We start from the raw sequence: 17,798 nt of genomic DNA on the forward strand, positions 1-17,798 counted from the left end.
CGATTTGCTGCGAGAATCGGTTCCTGCAGCTCGGACCCGAAGGAGACGCCATGATTAATGAGCACCGCTACGCCGTGAAGGTCGCCTGGACCGGGAACCGGGGCACCGGCACCAGCGACTACCGCGAGTACGGCCGGGAGCACTCGATCACCGCGGCAGGTAAGGCGCCGATCGAGGCATCCGCCGATCACAGTTTCCACGGCGACGCCGACCGGTGGAACCCGGAGGAACTGCTGCTGGCAGCCCTCAGCGAATGCCACCTGCTGTCCTACCTGCACGTGGCCGTGCGGCACGGGGTCGTCGTCGTCGGCTATACCGACGAGGCAACCGGCGCCATGGTGCAGACGGCGGATGGCGGCGGTCACTTCACCGAGGCCACTCTCCGCCCCCGCGTCACGGTGGCTGACCCCGGCCAGGTCGACCTGGCCCAGTCGCTGCACGCGGAGGCGGCCAGGCTCTGCTTCATCGCAGCATCCGTGAACTTCCCGGTCAACCACGAACCACACACCGCCCCCGCCTAACCCCCCCACTCCGCCTCACCCCGCTCCATTCGGCGAGCCACCCCTCCTACCCGCGAGAGTGCAGTTTTCGCCCCTTCACGTCGAGCGAAGGGGCGAAAAGTGCACCCTCGCGGGCTGCACTCTCGGGGGCTGCAGTCTCGGGGGCTGCAGTCTCGCGGGCTGCGAAGCGCGGGTGCGGGGAGCGCGGGGAGCGCGGGGGGACGGCGGTTAGGAGCCGGAGAGCGCCGTGAGGGTCTCCTCGATGACGCTCATCGCGTCGTCGATGAGCGCCTCGGAGATGACGACCGACGGCATGATGCGCAACACGGAGTCCCAGCTCCCGGCATCCAGCACGATCACGCCGTTCGTGGTCGCGTGCTTGATGATGGCGGTGAGCGCCTCGGGGTACGGTGCGGTCGTGCCGGGGTGCACGAGCTCGACGCCGAACATGGCGCCCTTTCCGCGCACGTCGCCGACGATCGAGAACTTCTCGGCCCAGTCGCCGATCCGGGCCCAGAGGGCCTTCTCGACGCGCCTCGCCTCGCCGAGCAGGTCATCGCGCTCGATCAGGTTGAACACGGCCAGGGCGGCGGCGGTGGAGACGGGGTTGCCGCCGAAGGTGCCGCCGATGCCGCCAGGCTGCACGGAGTCCATGATGTCGGCGCGCCCGGTGACCGCGGCGAGCGGGAACCCGCCCGCGATTCCCTTGGCAGTGGTGACCAGGTCGGGGATGACGCCGTGGTGCTCGATCGAGTACCAGGTGCCGGTGCGGGCGATCCCGGCCTGGATCTCGTCGGCGACGAACACGATTCCGTTGTCGGTGCAGAACTCGCGGATGCGGGTGAAGTAGCCGGGGGCGGGGATGACGATGCCTCCGTCGCCCTGGATCGGCTCCACGAAGAACGCGGCGATCTCGGTGGCGCCGATGTGGGTCGTGATGTAGTCGATGGTCCTCTCGGCGGCCTCTTCACCGGTCAGGCCGTCGCGGTAGGGGTAGCTCGTGGGGACGCTGTAGATCTCACCGGGGAACGGGCCCATCCCGGCGCGCTCCGGCCAGGGGCGGTAGGTCATCGCCATGGTCAGGTTCGTGCGGCCGTGGAAGGCGTGGTCGAGGGCGACGATCGCGCGCCGACCGGTGAACTTGCGGGCGATCTTGACCGCGTTCTCGACGGCCTCTGCACCGGTGTTCACGAGTACGGAGCGCTTCTCGAAGTCGCCGGGGGTTATCTCGGCGAGCTTCTCGGCGACGGCGACATAATTCTCGTACGGTGTGACGGTGAACAGGGTGTGGGTGAGCTTGGCGGCCTGGGCGGCGGCGGCGGCGGCCACCTCGGTGTTGGCATGGCCGATGGTCGTCACGCCGATGCCGCAACCCAGGTCGATGATCTGGTTGCCGTCGACGTCGACGAGGATCGCGCCGGCCCCGTGGTCCATGTAGATATTGGCGAGGGTGCCCGCGCCGCGGGACACCGAGCGCAGGCGACGTTCCTGCAGCTCGATCGATTTGGGGCCCGGGAGGGCGGTGACGAGTTTGCGTTCTTGGGGGACCGAATACTGGGCAGACATGCCCCCAGCTTAGTTTGCGCCGATTTCCGCCGTGTTTCGGATGCCCGGCGCGGGCTAGACCCGTTCGCGCGGAAACACGCGATCGGCCAGTTTCTGCAGGGTTCCTGAAGGCGGCGATTCGTTGTACTTCCCGGCCAGTTCCTGCCCGGACAACGCGTGGATCGCGGCCATGATCTCGTCCGTGGCGCCACGCCGTGCCTTGCCTGATTCCGCGGAGCCGTGACGGCTCAAGTCGATCGGTGTGCCGAAGGTGACGGTGACCTTGCGGATTCGCGGGAACTTCGCCCCGACGGGCTGGATCTCCTGGGTGCCGACCAGCCCCACCGGCACGACGACCGCGCCGGTGGTGAGCGCGAGCCAGGCGACGCCGGTGCGGCCCTTGTAGAGCCGCCCGTCGAGCGAGCGTGTACCCTCCGGGTAGATGGCGAAGGCGCTGTCAGACTCCAGGATGTTGCGCCCGGCGTCGAGGGCATCCTGGGCGGCCTGTCCGGCGCCGCGCTCCACCCCGACCGCGCCGATCGAGGTGAAGAAGGTGCGGGAAACGAAGCCCTTGAACCCGGTGCCGGTGAAATAGGTGGACTTGGCCAGGAACTGCACCCGTCGCGGCGCGGACAGCGGGATCACGATGCTGTCGATGAAGGAGAGGTGGTTGCTGGCGAGGATGACCCGGCCCTCGCGCGGGATGTTCTCGCGCCCGGTGATGGTCGGCCGGAAGGCCAGGCGCGCGATCGGCGCCATGATGCCGTAGCCGAGGAAATAGACGAAGCCCGGGCGTTTCGTGGGCTCTGGCGCCTCCTCGTCCGAAGGGTCGACGAGGCGTTCGTCCTGGGGTTCGACTTTGGCACCGGTCACCCATCGACACTACCGCCCGTGGCGCCGCACGCCGAAAGGCCGCGCCCGGGCGGCCCGCGAATCCGGCCGGGTGTGCACGAAGTCGGGCCGTTGCCCGACCCTGCACCTAGCATGGGAGGGTGCGAAGACGAGTTGTAATTCTCGGGTCCACCGGCTCGATCGGAACCCAGGCCCTCGATGTCATCAAGGCGAACCCGACCAGGTTCGAGGTGGTCGGGCTGTCCGCGGGCAGTAACCGGGCGCTGCTCGAGAGCCAGGCTGCCGAGTTCGAGGTCGACGCGACGGCGCTCGGCGCCGACGAGGCCGAGCAATTGGTGCGGGATGTCGACGCCGACGTGGTGCTCAACGGCATCACCGGTTCGGTGGGCCTCGGCCCCACCCTCGCGGCACTCGTCGCTGGTCGCACCCTCGCCCTGGCGAACAAGGAATCCCTGATCGTCGGCGGTGACCTGGTGAAGTCGCTGGCGGCGCCGGGCCAGATCGTGCCGGTCGATTCAGAGCACTCCGCCATCGCCCAGGCGCTGCGCTCCGGCACGGCCGGCGAGGTTCGGCGCCTGGTGCTCACGGCATCCGGCGGACCGTTCAGGGGGCGCCGCCGCGGCCAGCTGGCGGACGTCACACCCGCGCAGGCGCTCGCCCACCCGACCTGGACCATGGGGTCGGTGGTGACCACGAATTCCGCCACCCTCGTGAACAAGGGCCTCGAGGTGATCGAGGCGCACCTTCTGTTCGACGTCGACTATGAGCGCATCGACGTGGTCGTGCACCCGCAATCGGTCGTGCACTCGATGGTCGAGTTCGTCGACGGGTCGACGATCGCGCAGGCCTCGCCTCCCGACATGCGCCTGCCCATTTCACTCGGCCTGGACTGGCCGAACCGGGTGGCCGCCGTCGGCGCCCCGATCGACTGGAGCACCCCGCAGAGCTGGACCTTCGAACCCCTCGACGACACGGCATTCCCCGCCGTCAACCTGGCCAAGCACGTCGGCCGGGCCGGCGGAACCTACCCGGCCGTCTTCAACGCGGCGAACGAGCAGGCCGTGGCGGCGTTCCACGCCGGCGCCATCGGATTCCTGGACATCGTCGACACCATTCAGCGCGTCGTCGAGGCCCACGAGCAGGATGGCCCGCTCACCCGCGAGTCGCTCTCCGCGGCAGAGGACTGGGCTCGGGCCGAGGCGGACAAGCTGCTCGCCCGCTGACACCCCGCCGGCGTCTCGGTGCCGGTGTCTCGGTGCCCGGGCCTCAGCGGCGGTAGCTCACCGCGGTCGTGTCGAGGGCATCCGCCCACGCCGTCGCGGCGACCCCGAGTTTGCGCTCGGTCTCGGCGGAGTCGATCAGGTACGGGACCGTGAACTGGTAGCTCGACGCCCAGATCTCGTACATCATCGGGTTCACCGCGCCGAGCGCCCGGAGCAGCCACTGCGGATACGCAGCCACCTTCCCATGCGTCCCGAAACGCTGGTTGACCTGGTCCGCGATCTCGATCCGGCTCACGGCGGCGCTCGGAACGTGCCAGAGTCGACCCCATTCGTCGTCGTGATCGGCGGCGGCGATCAGGGTGCTGACGATGTCGGGCAGATAACTCCAGCTGTGCGGGAGAGCGGGCCGTCCGACCGCCCGGGCGGTCTTCGAGGCGAGGATCGAGGTGAAGAAGGTCTCGCCCAGGTGCGCGGTGCCGGTGGCGCCGGGACCGAAGTAGTCGCTCGCTCGCACCTCGACGCCGCGCAGCTCGCCGCGTTCGTGTGCCTCGCGCACCTTCCGCCAGCCGTCTTTACGTACGAGGCCCTTGGCCTCCGTCGTCGATTCCGGTGAGTGTTCGGTCATCGGGCCGGTCGGCGAACCGTACGGGTACAGGTTGCCCATCACGACCAGGGCTGCGCCGGTGGCGGATGCCGCGGCGATTGCGGCGTCGATCATCGGCGGCCACTGGGTGGCCCAGTCGGTGTACGCCGGATTCGTACAGAGGAAGATCGTCGCCGCCCCGGCGGCGGCGCGGGTGAACGCGTCCCGGTCGCCGGCGTTGAGCACGACCGCCGTGGCCCCCGCAGCCGCGGATCCGGACCGGGTGCCGATGGTGACCCGGTCGCCACGCCCGGCGAGACGCGCGGCGAGCGGGCGTCCGATCAGGCCGGCTCCGACGACGAGTTGTGCGGGCATGGCATCCTCCAGGCGGTCAGTGTCCGCAGTCGTCTTTCTTCTTGCAGTCACCGTTGTCCTTGTTGTCGCCCTTGTCAACCGACGGTGACGGCTTCTCGGTAGGGGTGGGCGTCGGCGTGCTGGCCGCCATCGCGTCCGCGAGGTCGCCGGTTACGAGGTTGATCGCGGACTGGATCTGGGCGGACCTCGCCGCCGAGACCTGCCCGGCCGCAGCGGCCGTCAGCAGGTCTGCCTGCACAGCGGTGAGTGCGGACTGCGCCCCCCCGAAGTCACCGGCCGCGGCGGCTGTGCTGACGCTCAGCACGCCGGAGCGCAGCTTCTCGGCGGTTGGGGTGGCCAGTTCCGGGGTCGGCCCGGAGCAGGCGGTCAGTGTGGCGGCCACGAGGAGCGCGGCGGCCACCCCTGAGGCAAGGCGGGAGCGGATGTTCATGGCCTGAGGCTTTCCTGGAGCTGCTGGAGATGGGTGCCGAGGGTGCCGTCGACGGCCGGGAAACTCGCGGGCGTCTCCGCCGGCGGGGCAGGTCGGGGTGCGAACAGGATGGCAGCCAGTGCGACCAGCACCACGGCCGCGGCAATGGCCGCCATTGTGCGGCGGGTCGGCCGCAGGCCCGGGGACGTGGGCGAGGGGCGTGTCAGTCCGGTTCGTCCGCCGACGGGGAGGAACTCGGTCGGCTCGTCTGCTGCGCCGGCGGCGGAGTCTGCCGCGGCGACGTGCCCCGGTGACGGTACCGGCTCGAGCAGTGCGGTCCTCTCCAGGGGGGCAGCTTCCAGCAGGGCGGTCTTCTCCAGCCGCGCGGTCTGCTCGAAAACAGCGGTCTGCCCCGGCAGGGTGGGCTCCTCGAGAACAGTGGTCTGCTCCAGCAGGGCGGTCTGTGCCAGGGGCTCGAGGAGCTCCGTCCCGTCGAAGTCGTCGAGCACGGAGTGCGCCGCGGCCGCGGCCGGTCCAGGCGCGGCCACCAGGCTCCGCAGGCGCACGGCAGCCTGCTCGGCGGTGAACCGCTCCTCGACGACCCGGTCGGTCATGCCGCCGAGCACCTCGGCCCAGCCGCTGCCGAGGAAGTCGGGGATGACGGGGTCACGCTGCAGCCTGGCCATCGCGGATTCGATCGCCGACCCGGGGAAGGCGCGCTCGCCGGTCAGGCATTCGAGCAGCACGAGGCCGAGCGAATAGACGTCGCTGGGCGGGCCGATCGGTTCGCCCAGCGCCTGCTCAGGGCTGAGATAGCCTGCGGTGCCGAGCAGGGCGCCCGTCTTCGTGAGGTGGGTGGCGTCGAACAGCCTGGCGATGCCGAAGTCGGCGAGTTTGGCGTGCATGCTCCTGCCGGGGAAGCCCGACGGCGCGAGGAGCACGTTCGCCGGCTTGATGTCGCGGTGGATGATGCCCTGCGAGTGCACATAGTGCAGGGCCTCGCCGAGGTCTGCCCCGATCTCGGCCACCTCGGCGGGCAGGATGGGGCCGTCACCGATGCGGCTGCGCAGGTCGCGCCCGTTGACGAACTCCATCACGATGAATGTGCGGGGGACACCGTCGATCACGGCGGTGCCGGCGTCGAACAGGGTGACCAGGGCGAAGTGGTTCAGGCTGGCCAGCACCGCGACCTCGCCGCTCTGGCGCTCGGGGCCTGCGCCGTCGGCGGTGTCCATCCGGAAGAGTTTGACCGCCACGGTTCGCCCGAGCACGACATCCGTCGCCTCGTAGACGACTGCCATGCCGCCCGTGCCGATCAGACGGTCGATGCGGAATCGATCGGCGAGTCGGAGGCCGATCGGGCCGGGGATGCGAGGCTCAGACAGAGGGGTCCTCCTTATAGGTCCAACGGTTAAGCAAACCACACTCCGGGTCGGGAACGGCCAGCGCCTTCGCAGCTTGGAGTGGGTAACCTACGATTGTGGAAACCGTGCTGCTGTATCTCCTGGGCGTCGTCGTCGTCGTCGTCGGGCTCGCCCTGTCCATCGGCCTGCACGAAATCGGCCACCTCCTGCCCGCCAAGGCGTTCGGGGTGAAGGTCACCCAGTACATGATCGGCTTCGGTCCGACCGTGTGGTCCCGCCGCAAGGGCGAGACCGAGTACGGCGTCAAGGCCATCCCTTTGGGCGGCTACATCTCGATGATCGGGATGTTTCCTCCGGCGAAGAAAGGCGGCAAGGTCCAGGCGTCCAGCACCGGGTTCTTCAACCAGCTCGTGCAGGAGGGTGCGCCGGAGAAGAAAGCGAATGCCCTGGCCACCATGGTCGTCGACGCCCGTCAGTCCAGCGCCGACACCATCGGGGAGGGCGAGGACCACCGCGCGTTCTACCGGCTCCCGGTCTGGAAACGGATCATCATCATGCTCGGCGGGCCGACCATGAACCTGCTCATCGCGCTTGTGCTGTTCGCCGTGCTGCTGATGGGATTCGGAACCGCGCAGGCGAGCACCACCGTCGGCAGTGTGTCCGCCTGCGTGCTCCCGGCCACCAGTTCCAGGCAGGCCTGCGAAGCGTCCGACGAGAAGGCCCCCGGCGCCGCAGCCGGGCTCAAGCCCCGCGACCGGCTCGTCACTATCAACGGCACGGTCATTGACAACTGGGCCCGATCGACCGACCTGATCCGCAACTCGCCGGGTATCCCGCTCACCGTCGTCGTCGACCGCGCCGGCGCGAAGCAGACCCTCACGATCACACCCAAACTCACCGTGCGGTACGTAATGGATGCCGCAGGCAAGGTCGAGAAGGACCGCTCCGGCACATCGCTCACCCAGGAAGTCGGTTTCGTCGGTATCGGTCCGGCCGGCGAACTCGTGCAGCAGCCGGCCACGGCCGTGCTGCCCGCGGTGGGCAACAACATCGGCGCTGTCGTGCACATGATCGCCAACCTGCCTCAGCGGATGGTCGACATCGCAAACGCAGCCTTCGGCCCCGGCGAACGCGACCCGAACGGCCCGATCAGCGTGGTCGGCGTCGGCCGCGTCGCCGGCGAGATCGCGAGCATCGACAGCATCCCGGTGAACAGCAAGATCGCCAGCATGCTCGGACTGCTCGCGTCGCTCAACATCGCCTTGTTCGTGTTCAACCTGATCCCGTTGATGCCGCTCGACGGCGGGCACGTCGCGGGTGCACTCTGGGAAGGCCTCCGCCGCTGGGTTGCCCGGCTGTTCAAGCGCCCCGACCCTGGTCCCGTCGACACCGCCAGACTGATGCCGCTCACCTTCGCCGTCGTGGTCGTGCTCGGCGGGATGAGCCTGCTGCTGATCTACGCCGACATCGTCAAGCCGATCAGCCTGTTCGGCTGACCCGGCTACCCCGGCTACCCCGGCAACCCCGGCAACCCCGGCAACCCCGGCTACCCCGGCTACCCCGGCTACCCCGGCTACTCCCCGGGGAGTAGCGGCAGCACGGCCTCGGGCGGATGCCGCGCCCCCGCCGGGGTCGTAGCATCGGAACATGCCACCACACTGGGATTCGGATGCTCCGTGGTACGACCACGAACGCGGCCGCCCCGGTGGCGGCTATGACACCCGCATCCCGGCCGAGGCCCGGCTGTGGATCCCGGTGATCGTCTCGTTCCTCGTCCAAGTCCCGGCGGTCGCGGTCCTCGCCCGTTCCGGCCGTGAGTTCGGCCCCGACGCCGGCCGGGAGCTCGGCCGGGTGTTCGGCCGGGAGCTCGTGCATGGTGGACCCCGGCCAGGCTGGTACCTCGCCCTCGCCCTCGCCCTCGTCGGACCGCTCGCCCTGATCGGCGCCCGACGCTATCCGGGCCCCGTCGTGGCCGTTGCGGCCGCGGCCGGCGGCGCGCTCGTGCTGCTGCGGCCCGACATCGGGCTGCCGTACGTTGCGGTCGGTTTCGCGATCGTGCTCGGCATCGTGCGCGGCGCGCGGGTCTGGGTCTACACCTCCGTCGCCGCGGTCTGGGTGGCAACGATCGGCATCGCCGGGCTCTACGCCATTCCGCTCCAACCGGCCCGGATTGCGCTCACCACCCTGGGCCTGGCCCTGCTGATGGGGTTCGGGGAGGCGATCCGCACCCGGCGGGAGCAGATCAACAACCTTCGACGCCGGGCGGATGCGCGGCGGCAGTCCGCCGAGCAACGCGAGCGGGTGCGCATCGCCCGGGAACTGCACGACGTGCTCGCTCATTCGCTGTCCCAGATCAACGTGCAGGCCGGTGTTGGGCTGCACCTGATCGACAGTCAGCCGGGGAAGGCCGCGGAGGCGCTGGCCAGCATCAAGGCCACGAGCAAGAACGCCCTCGACGAGGTGCGCACGGTGCTCGGGATCCTGCGCTCCGACGTCGACCTCTCCGGCACGTCCGGCATCGACGATGACGCGCCGCGCGCGCCCCAGCCGGACCTCGCCGGACTGCCTGCCCTGGTCGAGTCGTTCAGCGACCAGGGACTGCGCGTCGGCCTCGCGAACGAGCTCATCCCGGACGGGTCGGATGCGCCGGCGGCCACCCAGCTGGCCCTCTACCGGATCTGTCAGGAGGCGCTCACGAACGTGTTGCGGCATTCGGGGGCTCGCGCAGCATCCGTGCGCCTGGTCGTCGAGGGCGCCGACGTCCGGCTCACCGTGACCGACGACGGGACCGCCGGCCCGGGCGCTCCCGCGATCATGCCCGGCGGCGGCCTGCTGGGGATGCGGGAGCGGGCGGAGCTGCTCGGCGGCAGCCTCCGCGCCGAACGGATGCCCACCGGCGGGTTCCTGGTCGAGGCGCGCCTTCCGCTGCGGAGAACGCGGTGATCCGGGTCATCATCGCCGACGACCAGCAGCTGATCCGGGCCGGGTTTCGCGCCCTGCTGGACTCGGAGCCGGATTTCGAGGTCGTCGCGGAGGCTGCGACGGGGGCGGAAGTCGTTGAGCAGGTGACCCGGCACCGGCCGGACGTGGTGCTGATGGACATCCGGATGCCCGGCGGCGACGGACTGTGGGCGACCGAGCGGATCGCAGCGGATCCGGCGCTCGCCGGCACCCATATCGTGATCGTGACGACTTTTGAGCTCGACGATTACGTGGCCCAGGCGATCCGGGCCGGGGCAAGCGGCTTCCTCGTGAAGGACACCGAACCGACCGAACTCATCCGGGCGGTGCGGGTCGCGGCCGCCGGGGACGCGCTGCTCTCGCCCGGGGTCACCCGCCGCCTGCTGGAACGGTTGGAGTCCGGCCTCCGGGCCCCTCGAGGGCACACCTCGCTGGAGTCGCTGACGGTTCGGGAACGCGAGGTGCTCGGGCTGGTCGGCCGCGGCCTGACCAACACGGAGATCGCCGTGCGTCTGTTCCTCAGCCCGCTGACCGCGAAGACCCATGTGTCCCGGATCATGAGCAAGCTCGCCGCACGCGACCGGGTTCAACTGGTCATCGTCGCCTACGAGGAAGGCCTCGTCGGCGGCTGGTAGTGCAGCAGGTGCACTGCTCCCGGGGGAGTACCCGAAGTGTCGCCGCTGGGCGGATTCGCGAACCCGGCAGGCTCGCGACACTGGGGACACCGGTATCGGCGGACCCTCCGCCGGGCAAAGACACCGGGCCTCTCCACAGAATGGATACATCATGCTTTCGACTGCGCTACTCATCGGGCTCGTCGCCCACCCGGGCCCAGGCCACGGTTGGGGTGGCGGCCCGATCTGGTTGCTGGTTCTGATCCCGCTGTTCGGCCTCGGACTCTTCGCGCTCCTCTTCGCGCTGTTCGGCCGCCGCTGGCGGCGCGGAATGGTCGGCCCCGGTTACCTGGGTGGCCCCGGCTTCCACGGCGGCCCGTCACACTGGCAGGTCGGCGGGGACACCCGCAGTGCCGAGAAGACCCTCGCCGAGCGGTTCGCCCAGGGTGACATCGACGAGGTCGAGTACCGGGCCAGACTAGAGGTGCTCAGGGCCAACCGTGCCGACGACGCGGCAACGCCGCCCCAGTAGTGACCCCGCCGCCGCCGCGACGCCGCCCCGACGCCGCCCCAACGCCGCGGATTCACGCGACCGCGGTGTCCGAGCCGCCGGTCGGCGGCTCGGGTGGGCGCCGGCCGGTCAGCGCGAGAGCAGCAGAGCCTCGCCCTGGCCGCCGCCCCCGCAGAGCGCCACGGCCGCCTTTCCGCTGCCGCGTCGGGCGAGTTCCAGCGCAGCGTGCAGCGCCAGCCGTGACCCGGAGGCGCCGATCGGATGGCCGATCGCGATGGCGCCGCCGTGGATGTTGACCCGTTCGGGCGAGAGTCCGAGTTCCGTGGTCGATTCGAGCGAGACGGCCGCGAACGCCTCGTTGATCTCGACCAGGTCGAGGTCCTCTGCCGACCAGCCTTCCCGGTCGAGCGCGTGCTTGATCGCGTTCGCCGGCTGGGAGTGCAGCGAGTTGTCCGGCCCGGCGACATGGCCGGAGGCCAACACCGTGGCGAGCCAGTCCAGGCCCCGTTCCTCTGCCCAGGACCGGCTGCTCAGCACGAGGGCGCTCGCGCCGTCGCTGAGCGGCGAGGAGTTCCCGGCGGTGATGGTGCCATCCGTCGAAAACGCCGGGCGCAGCCGGCCGAGCGTCTCGGTGGTGCTGTCGCCGCGCACGCCTTCATCCTCCGTGACGAGGAGAGGGTCCCCGCGGCGTTGCGGCACGCTCAACGGCGTGATCTCATCGCCGAAGATGCCGCCGCGGGCCGCTTCTGCCGCACGCTGATGCGAAGCCGCCGCGATGGCGTCCTGTTCAACGCGGCCGATGCCGAGCCGGCCATTGACGCGTTCGGTCGAGAGCCCCATCGAGAGCCCGTCGAAGGCATCCGTGAGCCCGTCGTGCGCCGCATGGTCGAGTGCGGTGACGCTGCCGTACGGCCAGCCCTGGCGGGACCCGGGGAGCAGGTGCGGGGCCTGGGACATCGACTCCTGGCCGCCGGCGATGACCACGTCTACCTCGCCCAGACGGATGAGCCTGGCCGCGTCGACAACGGCGGCAAGTCCGGAGAGGCAGACCTTGTTCAGCGTCATCGCGGGAACGTTCCAGGGGATCCCGGCCGCGATCGCGCTCTGCCTGGCCGGATTCTGACCGCAGCCGGCCTGCAGCACCTGCCCCATCAGCACCGCGTCGACCTGGCCGGGGGATACCCCCGCACGGTCCAGTGCCCCCTTGATGGCGGCGCTGCCCAGTTCCACGGCGCTCAGGCCGGCCAGCTGGCCGTTCACCCGGCCCTGCGGCGTGCGGGACCCGGCCAGGATGACCACTTCGATCGAGCTCATGATGACTCCTTCGTCTTCGTGTAACCGTCTGCTCGCAACTGTCCTCGTGGGACCGCTGTCGTACGTCGTCAACCGAGCGTAGCCGTGCCGGCCGGGAGCCGCGGCGCCGGCCGGTCGCGTCCCTGCGGCCGAAACAGACCATCTCCCCAGTTGCCTGACTTAGGATATTGCCGTGGCTGCTATCAATTTGGGAATGCCCAAAGTACCCGAGGTTCTCGCTCCGCGACGTAAGAGTCGCCAGATCAAGGTCGGCAAGGTGCTCGTCGGCGGTGACGCTCAAGTCAGCGTCCAGTCGATGACGACGACACCGACGACGAATATCAACGCGACGCTCCAGCAGATCGCCGAACTCACGGCATCCGGCTGCGACATCGTGCGCGTCGCCGTGCCGACCAGGGACGACGCTGAGGTCCTGTCGATCATCGCGAAGAAGAGCCAGATCCCCGTGATCGCGGACATCCACTTCCAGCCGAGCTACGTGTTCGCGGCGATCGACGCCGGCTGCGCGGCCGTACGGGTCAACCCGGGCAACATTCGCAAGTTCGACGACCAGGTCGGCAAGATCGCCGCCGCGGCCAAGGCCGCCGGCGTCTCCATCCGGATCGGCGTCAACGCGGGCTCCCTCGAACCCAGCCTCATGCAGAAGTACGGCAAGGCCACCCCGGAGGCGCTCGTCGAGAGCGCAGTCTGGGAGGCGAGCCTGTTCGAGGAGCACGACTTCCACGACTTCAAGATTTCGGTCAAGCACAACGACCCGGTGATCATGGTCAAGGCCTACCGGCTGCTCGCAGAACGCGGCGACTGGCCACTGCACCTCGGAGTCACCGAGGCCGGCCCGTCTTTCCAGGGCACCATCAAGAGCGCGACGGCCTTCGGCATCCTGCTCGGCGAGGGCATCGGCGACACCATCCGGGTCTCGCTCAGCGCGCCCCCGGCCGAGGAAGTCAAGGTCGGACTTCAGATCCTGCAGTCGCTCAACCTGCGCGAGCGCAAGCTCGAGATCGTCTCCTGCCCGAGCTGCGGCCGGGCCCAGGTGGATGTCTACAAGCTCGCGAACGACGTCACGGCCGGGCTTGAGGGCATGACCGTGCCTCTGCGCGTGGCCGTGATGGGTTGCGTCGTCAACGGACCAGGTGAGGCCCGCGAGGCCGACCTGGGGGTGGCATCCGGCAACGGCAAGGGTCAGATTTTCGTGCGCGGCGAGGTCATCAAGACCGTGCCGGAGGACGAGATCGTCGCGACCCTGATCGAAGAGGCAAACCGCCTGGCCGCGGAGATGCCTGCCAGCGAGGATTCCCTCGGCGCCCCGGTCGTCACCGTCTCCAAATAGCACCTCCCGCCCTCTGGGGTGCCGTGAACCGGGGTGCGGAGAACTGAGGTGCGGAGAAAACACCCTCGCAGGCCCGAGAAGGGTGTTTCCTCCGCAACTCAGCCGCCTGCATCGGGCGCGCGTCTCGAAGTGGCGCGCGCCGTAAAGTAGGGGGGTGCCTATTCGTATGTCCAACTACTTCCTCCGAACCCTCCGCGAAGATCCCTCGGACGCCGAGGTCTCCAGCCACCGGCTGCTCGTGCGGGCCGGCTACATCCGCCGCCAAGCCCCAGGAATCTTCGCCTGGCTGCCTCTGGGCCTGCGGGTGAAGAACAAGATCGAGACGATCGTGCGCGAGGAGATGGCCACGGCCGGCGCCTTCGAGGTGCACTTCCCGGCACTCCTGCCGCGTGAACCCTACGAGGTCACCGGGCGCTGGGACGAATACGGCGACGGTCTGTTCCGGCTCCAGGACCGCAAGGGCAGCGACCTGCTCCTTGCTCCCACCCACGAAGAGGTCTTCACCCTCCTCGTGAAGGATCTCTACAGCAGCTACAAGGACCTGCCCCTGTCGATCTACCAGATCCAGGATAAGTACCGCGACGAGGCCCGTCCCAGGGCCGGGCTCCTCCGCGGACGCGAGTTCACCATGAAGGACGCCTACTCCTTCGACCACACGGATGCCGGCCTCGACCTGAGCTACCAGGCCCAGCGCGACGCCTACGAGCGCATCTTCATCAGGCTCGGCCTCGAGTACGTGATCGTCAAGGCGGATGCCGGCGCAATGGGCGGATCGCGGAGCGAGGAGTTCCTGCACCCCACCGCGGTCGGCGAAGACACCTTTGTGCGCTCGGCCGGTGGCTACGCCGCCAACGTCGAGGCGTTCACCACGCTTGCCCCTCCCGCCGTTGGCTGGGCCGCGATCCCGGCTGCCGAGGTGCACGACACCCCGGACACGCCTACGATCCAGACCCTCGTCGACCGGGCCAACAGCGACCACCCGCGCCTTGACGGCCGGGCGTGGACCGCGGCTGACACGCTCAAAAACGTCGTCCTCGCGCTCACCCACCCCGACGGCTCCCGCAAGCTCGTCATCATCGGCCTGCCGGGTGACCGCGAGGTCGATCTCAAACGGGTGGAGGTCGCGTTCGCCCCCGCCGAGGCGGAGGCTGCCAATGAAGCCGACCTGGCCAGGCATCCCGGGCTCGTCAAGGGTTACATCGGTCCGTGGTCGAGGGCGGGTGCCGTGCTCGGCGAGAAGTCGGTCACCGGCATCCGTTACCTTGTCGACCCGCGCGTCGTCGACGGCACCGAGTGGATCACCGGCGCCAACGAACAGGGCCGTCACGTCTTCGGGCTGGTCGCCGGGCGCGACTTCCAGGTCGACGGCACGGTCGAGGCCGCCGACGTGCGCGCCGGCGACCCGGCGCCCGACGGCTCCGGCCCGGTGGAGCTGACCCGCGGGATGGAGATCGGCCACGTCTTCCAGCTCGGCCGCAAGTACGCGGAGGCGCTCGGGCTCAAGGTGCTCAACGAGAACGGAAAGCTCGTCACCGTCACGATGGGTTCCTACGGCATCGGCGTCACCCGCATCCTCGCGATCATCGCCGAACTGAACAACGACGCGAAGGGCCTGATCTGGCCCGAAACCGTGTCGCCGTTCGACGTGCACGTGATCGCTACCGGCCGAGACGAGGTCGTCTTCGAGACCTCGGAGGCCGTGGTCGCGGCCATCGAGGCCACTGGCCGCGATGTGCTCTACGACGACCGACGCAAGGTCTCGCCCGGCGTCAAGTTCGGCGACGCCGAACTGATCGGCGTCCCGCGCATCGTCATCGTCGGCCGTGGGGCAGTGGATGGCATCGTCGAGCTCTGGGACCGCCGCACGGGTGAGCGCAGCCAGGTTGCCGTCGCGGATGTCGCCGCCAGTTTCAGCTAGGCTCGCGGCTCAGTCTCGGGAAGCGGGCGCACGATAGAACGTGCGCCCGCTTCCACACAGTGCGCCGCGAGGCCGCGGAGTCGGGTACCTTAGACAAGAGCCCGCTGCGCAGTTTCGCGGCGGCAAGATCTGAATAGAGGAGGCCGGCCATGGACATCGACCTCAGCGTGTTGCGGCAGATGGAGCGCGAGAAAGAGATTCCCTTCGAGGAACTCGTGCAGATTATTGAGCAAGCAATTCTCACGGCCTATCAGAAGCACACCCACCAGGGTGAAGTTTCCAAGCAGGCCGTCGAGGAACTGCCGGAAGCGCGCGTCGTACTCGACCGCAAGTCCGGCCACGTCGACATTTTTGTGCCCGAACACGATGAAGAGGGCAACGTCATCGGCGAAGCCGTCGACAACCCCACCGACTTCGGCCGGATTGCGGCCTACGCCGCCAAGCAGGTCATCAACCAGCGTCTGCGCGACCTGGCCGACGACGCAGTGCTCGGCGAGTTCAAGGGCCGCGAGGGCCAGATCGTCGCCGGGATCATTCAGCAGGGACCCAACCCGCGCATGATCCACGTCGACCTGGGCACGATCGAAGCGATCCTGCCGCCGGAGGAGCAGGTGCCGGGCGAGAGCTATGTGCACGGTTCGCGCATCCGCGTCTATGTGACGGCGGTCGGCAAGGGTCTCAAGGGGCCGCAGATCACGGTCTCACGCACCCACCCGTCGCTGGTGCGTCGCCTGTTCGCGCTGGAGGTCCCGGAGATCGCCAGCGGAGTGGTCGAGATCGTGTCGCTCGCCCGTGAGGCCGGCCACCGCACCAAGATGGCCGTGCGCGCCACCGAGCCCGGCGTCAACGCCAAGGGCGCGTGCATCGGCGAACTCGGCCAGCGCGTGCGCGCCGTCACCGCCGAACTCAACAACGAGAAGATTGACATCGTCGACTACTCGCCCGACCTGGCAACTTTTGTCGCGAGCGCACTGTCGCCCGCGAAGGTCACCAGTGCCTACGTCATCGACGAGTCCATCAAGGCCGTCCGTGCCCTCGTGCCCGACTACCAGCTGTCACTGGCGATCGGCAAGGAAGGCCAGAATGCCCGCCTCGCCGCCAAGCTCACGGGTGCGAAAATCGACATTCAGCCGGACAGCATTCTGGAGGACACCGAATAGGGGGTACGATGGAACCCGTTAGAACGTGCATTGGATGCCGTTCGCGCGCCCCTCGATCCTCACTTTTGAGGGTTGTAGCCCGGGAATCAGAACTCGTGGTGGATGAAACCGCCACTCTGCCCGGGCGAGGCGCGTGGTTGCATCCCACCGCCGCGTGCTTCCAGGACGCACTGCGGCGACACGCTTTCGGGCGTGCCCTTCGCGTGACCAGGTCTTTGGGCGCGAAACAACTAGAGAACAGGCTGAATGGCTAATGGATAACTAATGAGCGGCTCGAAATGAGACCCGTCCGTTACTAACGGTCTGCCCCTTTCCGGGTGCAGGCCCGGAACAGGAGAATTGTGGCTGCGAAACCACGCGTGCACGAGATCGCAACAGAACTCGGCGTCGACAGCAAGGTAGCTCTTGCGAAACTGAAAGAGATGGGCGAGTTCGTCAAGGGACCGTCCAGTAGCGTTGAACCCCCCGTCGCACGCCGTTTGCGCGCCGCGCTTCAGGCCGACGGTGTCACCGGCACCGCGGCGTCCACCACCTCAGCGGCTCCCGCCGGCACCATACCGGTTGCCGCCTCACCGGCAAAGCCGGGCGGCGCACGCCCGTCGCCCGCCAAGCTCGCCGTCAAGCCGGGCGCACGGCCGGCCCCGGAGGTTTCCATCGAGGTTCCCGCCGTTGACGCACCGCCGATGCCGTCCGCTCCGCTGACGGTCGCCCAGCGCCAGGCCCAGGCCACCGAGAAGGCCGCCGCCGCCGAGAAGGCCGCCGCGGCCGACAAGGCAGCAGCAGCGGCCACGCCCGTGCAGGATACCTCGGCAGCCGGCACGGACGGCGCGACCACGGTCGCAGCCAAGCCGGGCGTCTCCGTTCCGAAGCCGCCGTCCGCGCGCCCCGGCAACAACCCCTTCGCCAGCAACCAGGGCATGGGCAAGACCCCGAGCCCGCGCCCCGGCAACAACCCGTTCGCCAGCGCACAGGGCATGGGCCAGCGCCCGGCGTCCACCACATCCCCGAGCAACATTCCGCGCCCGGCCGCGCCGCGCCCCGGTGCGCCTCGTCCGGGCGGACCAGGCCAGGCGCCGCGTCCGACCGGCTTTGGCCAGCGTCCGGGCGCCTTCCAGCGTCCAGGCGGAGCCCCGGGCGGC

Annotated in this window: 17 protein-coding genes; 11 read left to right on the top strand and 6 right to left on the bottom strand. The window is 69.2% G+C overall.

Annotated features, from left to right (window positions below):
- The first annotated feature begins 50 nt into the window (after positions 1-50).
- On the top strand, positions 51-521 hold the full coding sequence (locus E3O19_RS00480) for an OsmC family protein (RefSeq protein WP_134564675.1): 471 nt from the start codon (positions 51-53) through the stop codon (positions 519-521).
- A gap of 207 nt (positions 522-728) precedes the next feature.
- On the opposite strand, the gene E3O19_RS00485 is transcribed toward E3O19_RS00480, so the two are convergent.
- A complete protein-coding gene (locus tag E3O19_RS00485; RefSeq protein ID WP_134564676.1) occupies positions 729-2,066 on the bottom strand; it encodes an aminotransferase class III-fold pyridoxal phosphate-dependent enzyme in 1,338 nt (445 codons plus the stop codon).
- 54 nt (positions 2,067-2,120) lie between these two features.
- A complete protein-coding gene (locus E3O19_RS00490; protein ID WP_420898569.1) occupies positions 2,121-2,918 on the bottom strand; it encodes a lysophospholipid acyltransferase family protein in 798 nt (265 codons plus the stop codon).
- Between the two features lie 119 nt (positions 2,919-3,037).
- On the opposite strand from E3O19_RS00490, the gene dxr reads away from it, so the two are divergent.
- Positions 3,038-4,120, top strand: a complete 1,083-nt coding sequence (gene dxr, locus E3O19_RS00495) for a 1-deoxy-D-xylulose-5-phosphate reductoisomerase (protein WP_134564677.1) — start codon at positions 3,038-3,040, stop codon at positions 4,118-4,120.
- 43 nt (positions 4,121-4,163) lie between these two features.
- Here dxr and E3O19_RS00500 read toward each other — a convergent pair whose 3' ends face one another.
- Genes E3O19_RS00500 through E3O19_RS00510 form a run of 3 tightly spaced genes read right to left on the bottom strand, consistent with a single transcriptional unit; the run spans position 4,164 to position 6,788 of the window.
- On the bottom strand, positions 4,164-5,078 hold the full coding sequence (locus E3O19_RS00500; protein ID WP_134564678.1) for an NAD-dependent epimerase/dehydratase family protein: 915 nt from the start codon (positions 5,076-5,078) through the stop codon (positions 4,164-4,166).
- A gap of 16 nt (positions 5,079-5,094) precedes the next feature.
- On the bottom strand, positions 5,095-5,508 hold the full coding sequence (locus E3O19_RS00505) for a hypothetical protein (protein ID WP_134564679.1): 414 nt from the start codon (positions 5,506-5,508) through the stop codon (positions 5,095-5,097).
- Entirely contained in the window at positions 5,505-6,788 is a 1,284-nt protein-coding gene (locus E3O19_RS00510) for a serine/threonine-protein kinase (protein ID WP_241981106.1), read from the bottom strand. Before E3O19_RS00510 ends, E3O19_RS00505 begins: the two co-directional genes overlap by 4 nt.
- A gap of 179 nt (positions 6,789-6,967) precedes the next feature.
- On the opposite strand from E3O19_RS00510, the gene E3O19_RS00515 reads away from it, so the two are divergent.
- The 4 genes from E3O19_RS00515 (at position 6,968) to E3O19_RS00535 (ending at position 10,958) form a co-directional block, all read left to right on the top strand.
- Positions 6,968-8,347 (top strand): M50 family metallopeptidase, encoded by a 1,380-nt coding sequence (locus E3O19_RS00515; RefSeq protein ID WP_198413829.1) that lies wholly within the window; start codon positions 6,968-6,970, stop codon positions 8,345-8,347.
- Between the two features lie 151 nt (positions 8,348-8,498).
- Positions 8,499-9,794: a sensor histidine kinase gene (locus E3O19_RS00525; protein WP_134564680.1), complete on the top strand. Its 1,296-nt coding sequence runs from the start codon at positions 8,499-8,501 to the stop codon at positions 9,792-9,794.
- Complete coding sequence (locus tag E3O19_RS00530) at positions 9,791-10,447, top strand: response regulator transcription factor (protein ID WP_134564681.1); 657 nt, start codon at positions 9,791-9,793, stop codon at positions 10,445-10,447. The genes E3O19_RS00525 and E3O19_RS00530 overlap by 4 nt, the downstream gene beginning before the upstream one ends.
- A gap of 151 nt (positions 10,448-10,598) precedes the next feature.
- Positions 10,599-10,958 (top strand): SHOCT domain-containing protein, encoded by a 360-nt coding sequence (locus E3O19_RS00535; protein ID WP_134564682.1) that lies wholly within the window; start codon positions 10,599-10,601, stop codon positions 10,956-10,958.
- A gap of 108 nt (positions 10,959-11,066) precedes the next feature.
- On the opposite strand, the gene E3O19_RS00540 is transcribed toward E3O19_RS00535, so the two are convergent.
- A complete protein-coding gene (locus E3O19_RS00540; RefSeq protein ID WP_134564683.1) occupies positions 11,067-12,251 on the bottom strand; it encodes an acetyl-CoA C-acetyltransferase in 1,185 nt (394 codons plus the stop codon).
- Between the two features lie 172 nt (positions 12,252-12,423).
- Between E3O19_RS00540 and ispG the strand changes: the two genes are divergently transcribed.
- The 5 genes from ispG to E3O19_RS00565 all read left to right on the top strand — a co-directional run.
- Positions 12,424-13,581 carry a flavodoxin-dependent (E)-4-hydroxy-3-methylbut-2-enyl-diphosphate synthase gene (gene ispG / locus E3O19_RS00545; RefSeq protein WP_174776867.1) on the top strand — a complete coding sequence of 386 codons (1,158 nt, stop codon included), beginning with the start codon at positions 12,424-12,426 and terminating at the stop codon, positions 13,579-13,581.
- A 166-nt stretch (positions 13,582-13,747) separates the two neighbouring features.
- The gene (locus E3O19_RS00550) at positions 13,748-15,499 is read left to right on the top strand and encodes a proline--tRNA ligase (RefSeq protein WP_134564694.1); all 1,752 of its coding nucleotides are present in this window, start codon (positions 13,748-13,750) and stop codon (positions 15,497-15,499) included.
- Between the two features lie 149 nt (positions 15,500-15,648).
- Complete coding sequence (gene nusA, locus E3O19_RS00555; protein WP_134564684.1) at positions 15,649-16,659, top strand: transcription termination factor NusA; 1,011 nt, start codon at positions 15,649-15,651, stop codon at positions 16,657-16,659.
- A gap of 8 nt (positions 16,660-16,667) precedes the next feature.
- The gene (locus tag E3O19_RS00560) at positions 16,668-16,913 is read left to right on the top strand and encodes a YlxR family protein (RefSeq protein WP_134564685.1); all 246 of its coding nucleotides are present in this window, start codon (positions 16,668-16,670) and stop codon (positions 16,911-16,913) included.
- 87 nt (positions 16,914-17,000) lie between these two features.
- A partial coding sequence (locus tag E3O19_RS00565; RefSeq protein WP_174776869.1) for a translation initiation factor IF-2 N-terminal domain-containing protein occupies positions 17,001-17,798 on the top strand: 798 nt, incomplete at its 3' end.

Origin of the sequence: Cryobacterium algoritolerans (assembly GCF_004402785.1) — a bacterium.
In the GTDB taxonomy this organism is placed as follows: Bacteria; Actinomycetota; Actinomycetes; order Actinomycetales; family Microbacteriaceae; genus Cryobacterium; species Cryobacterium algoritolerans.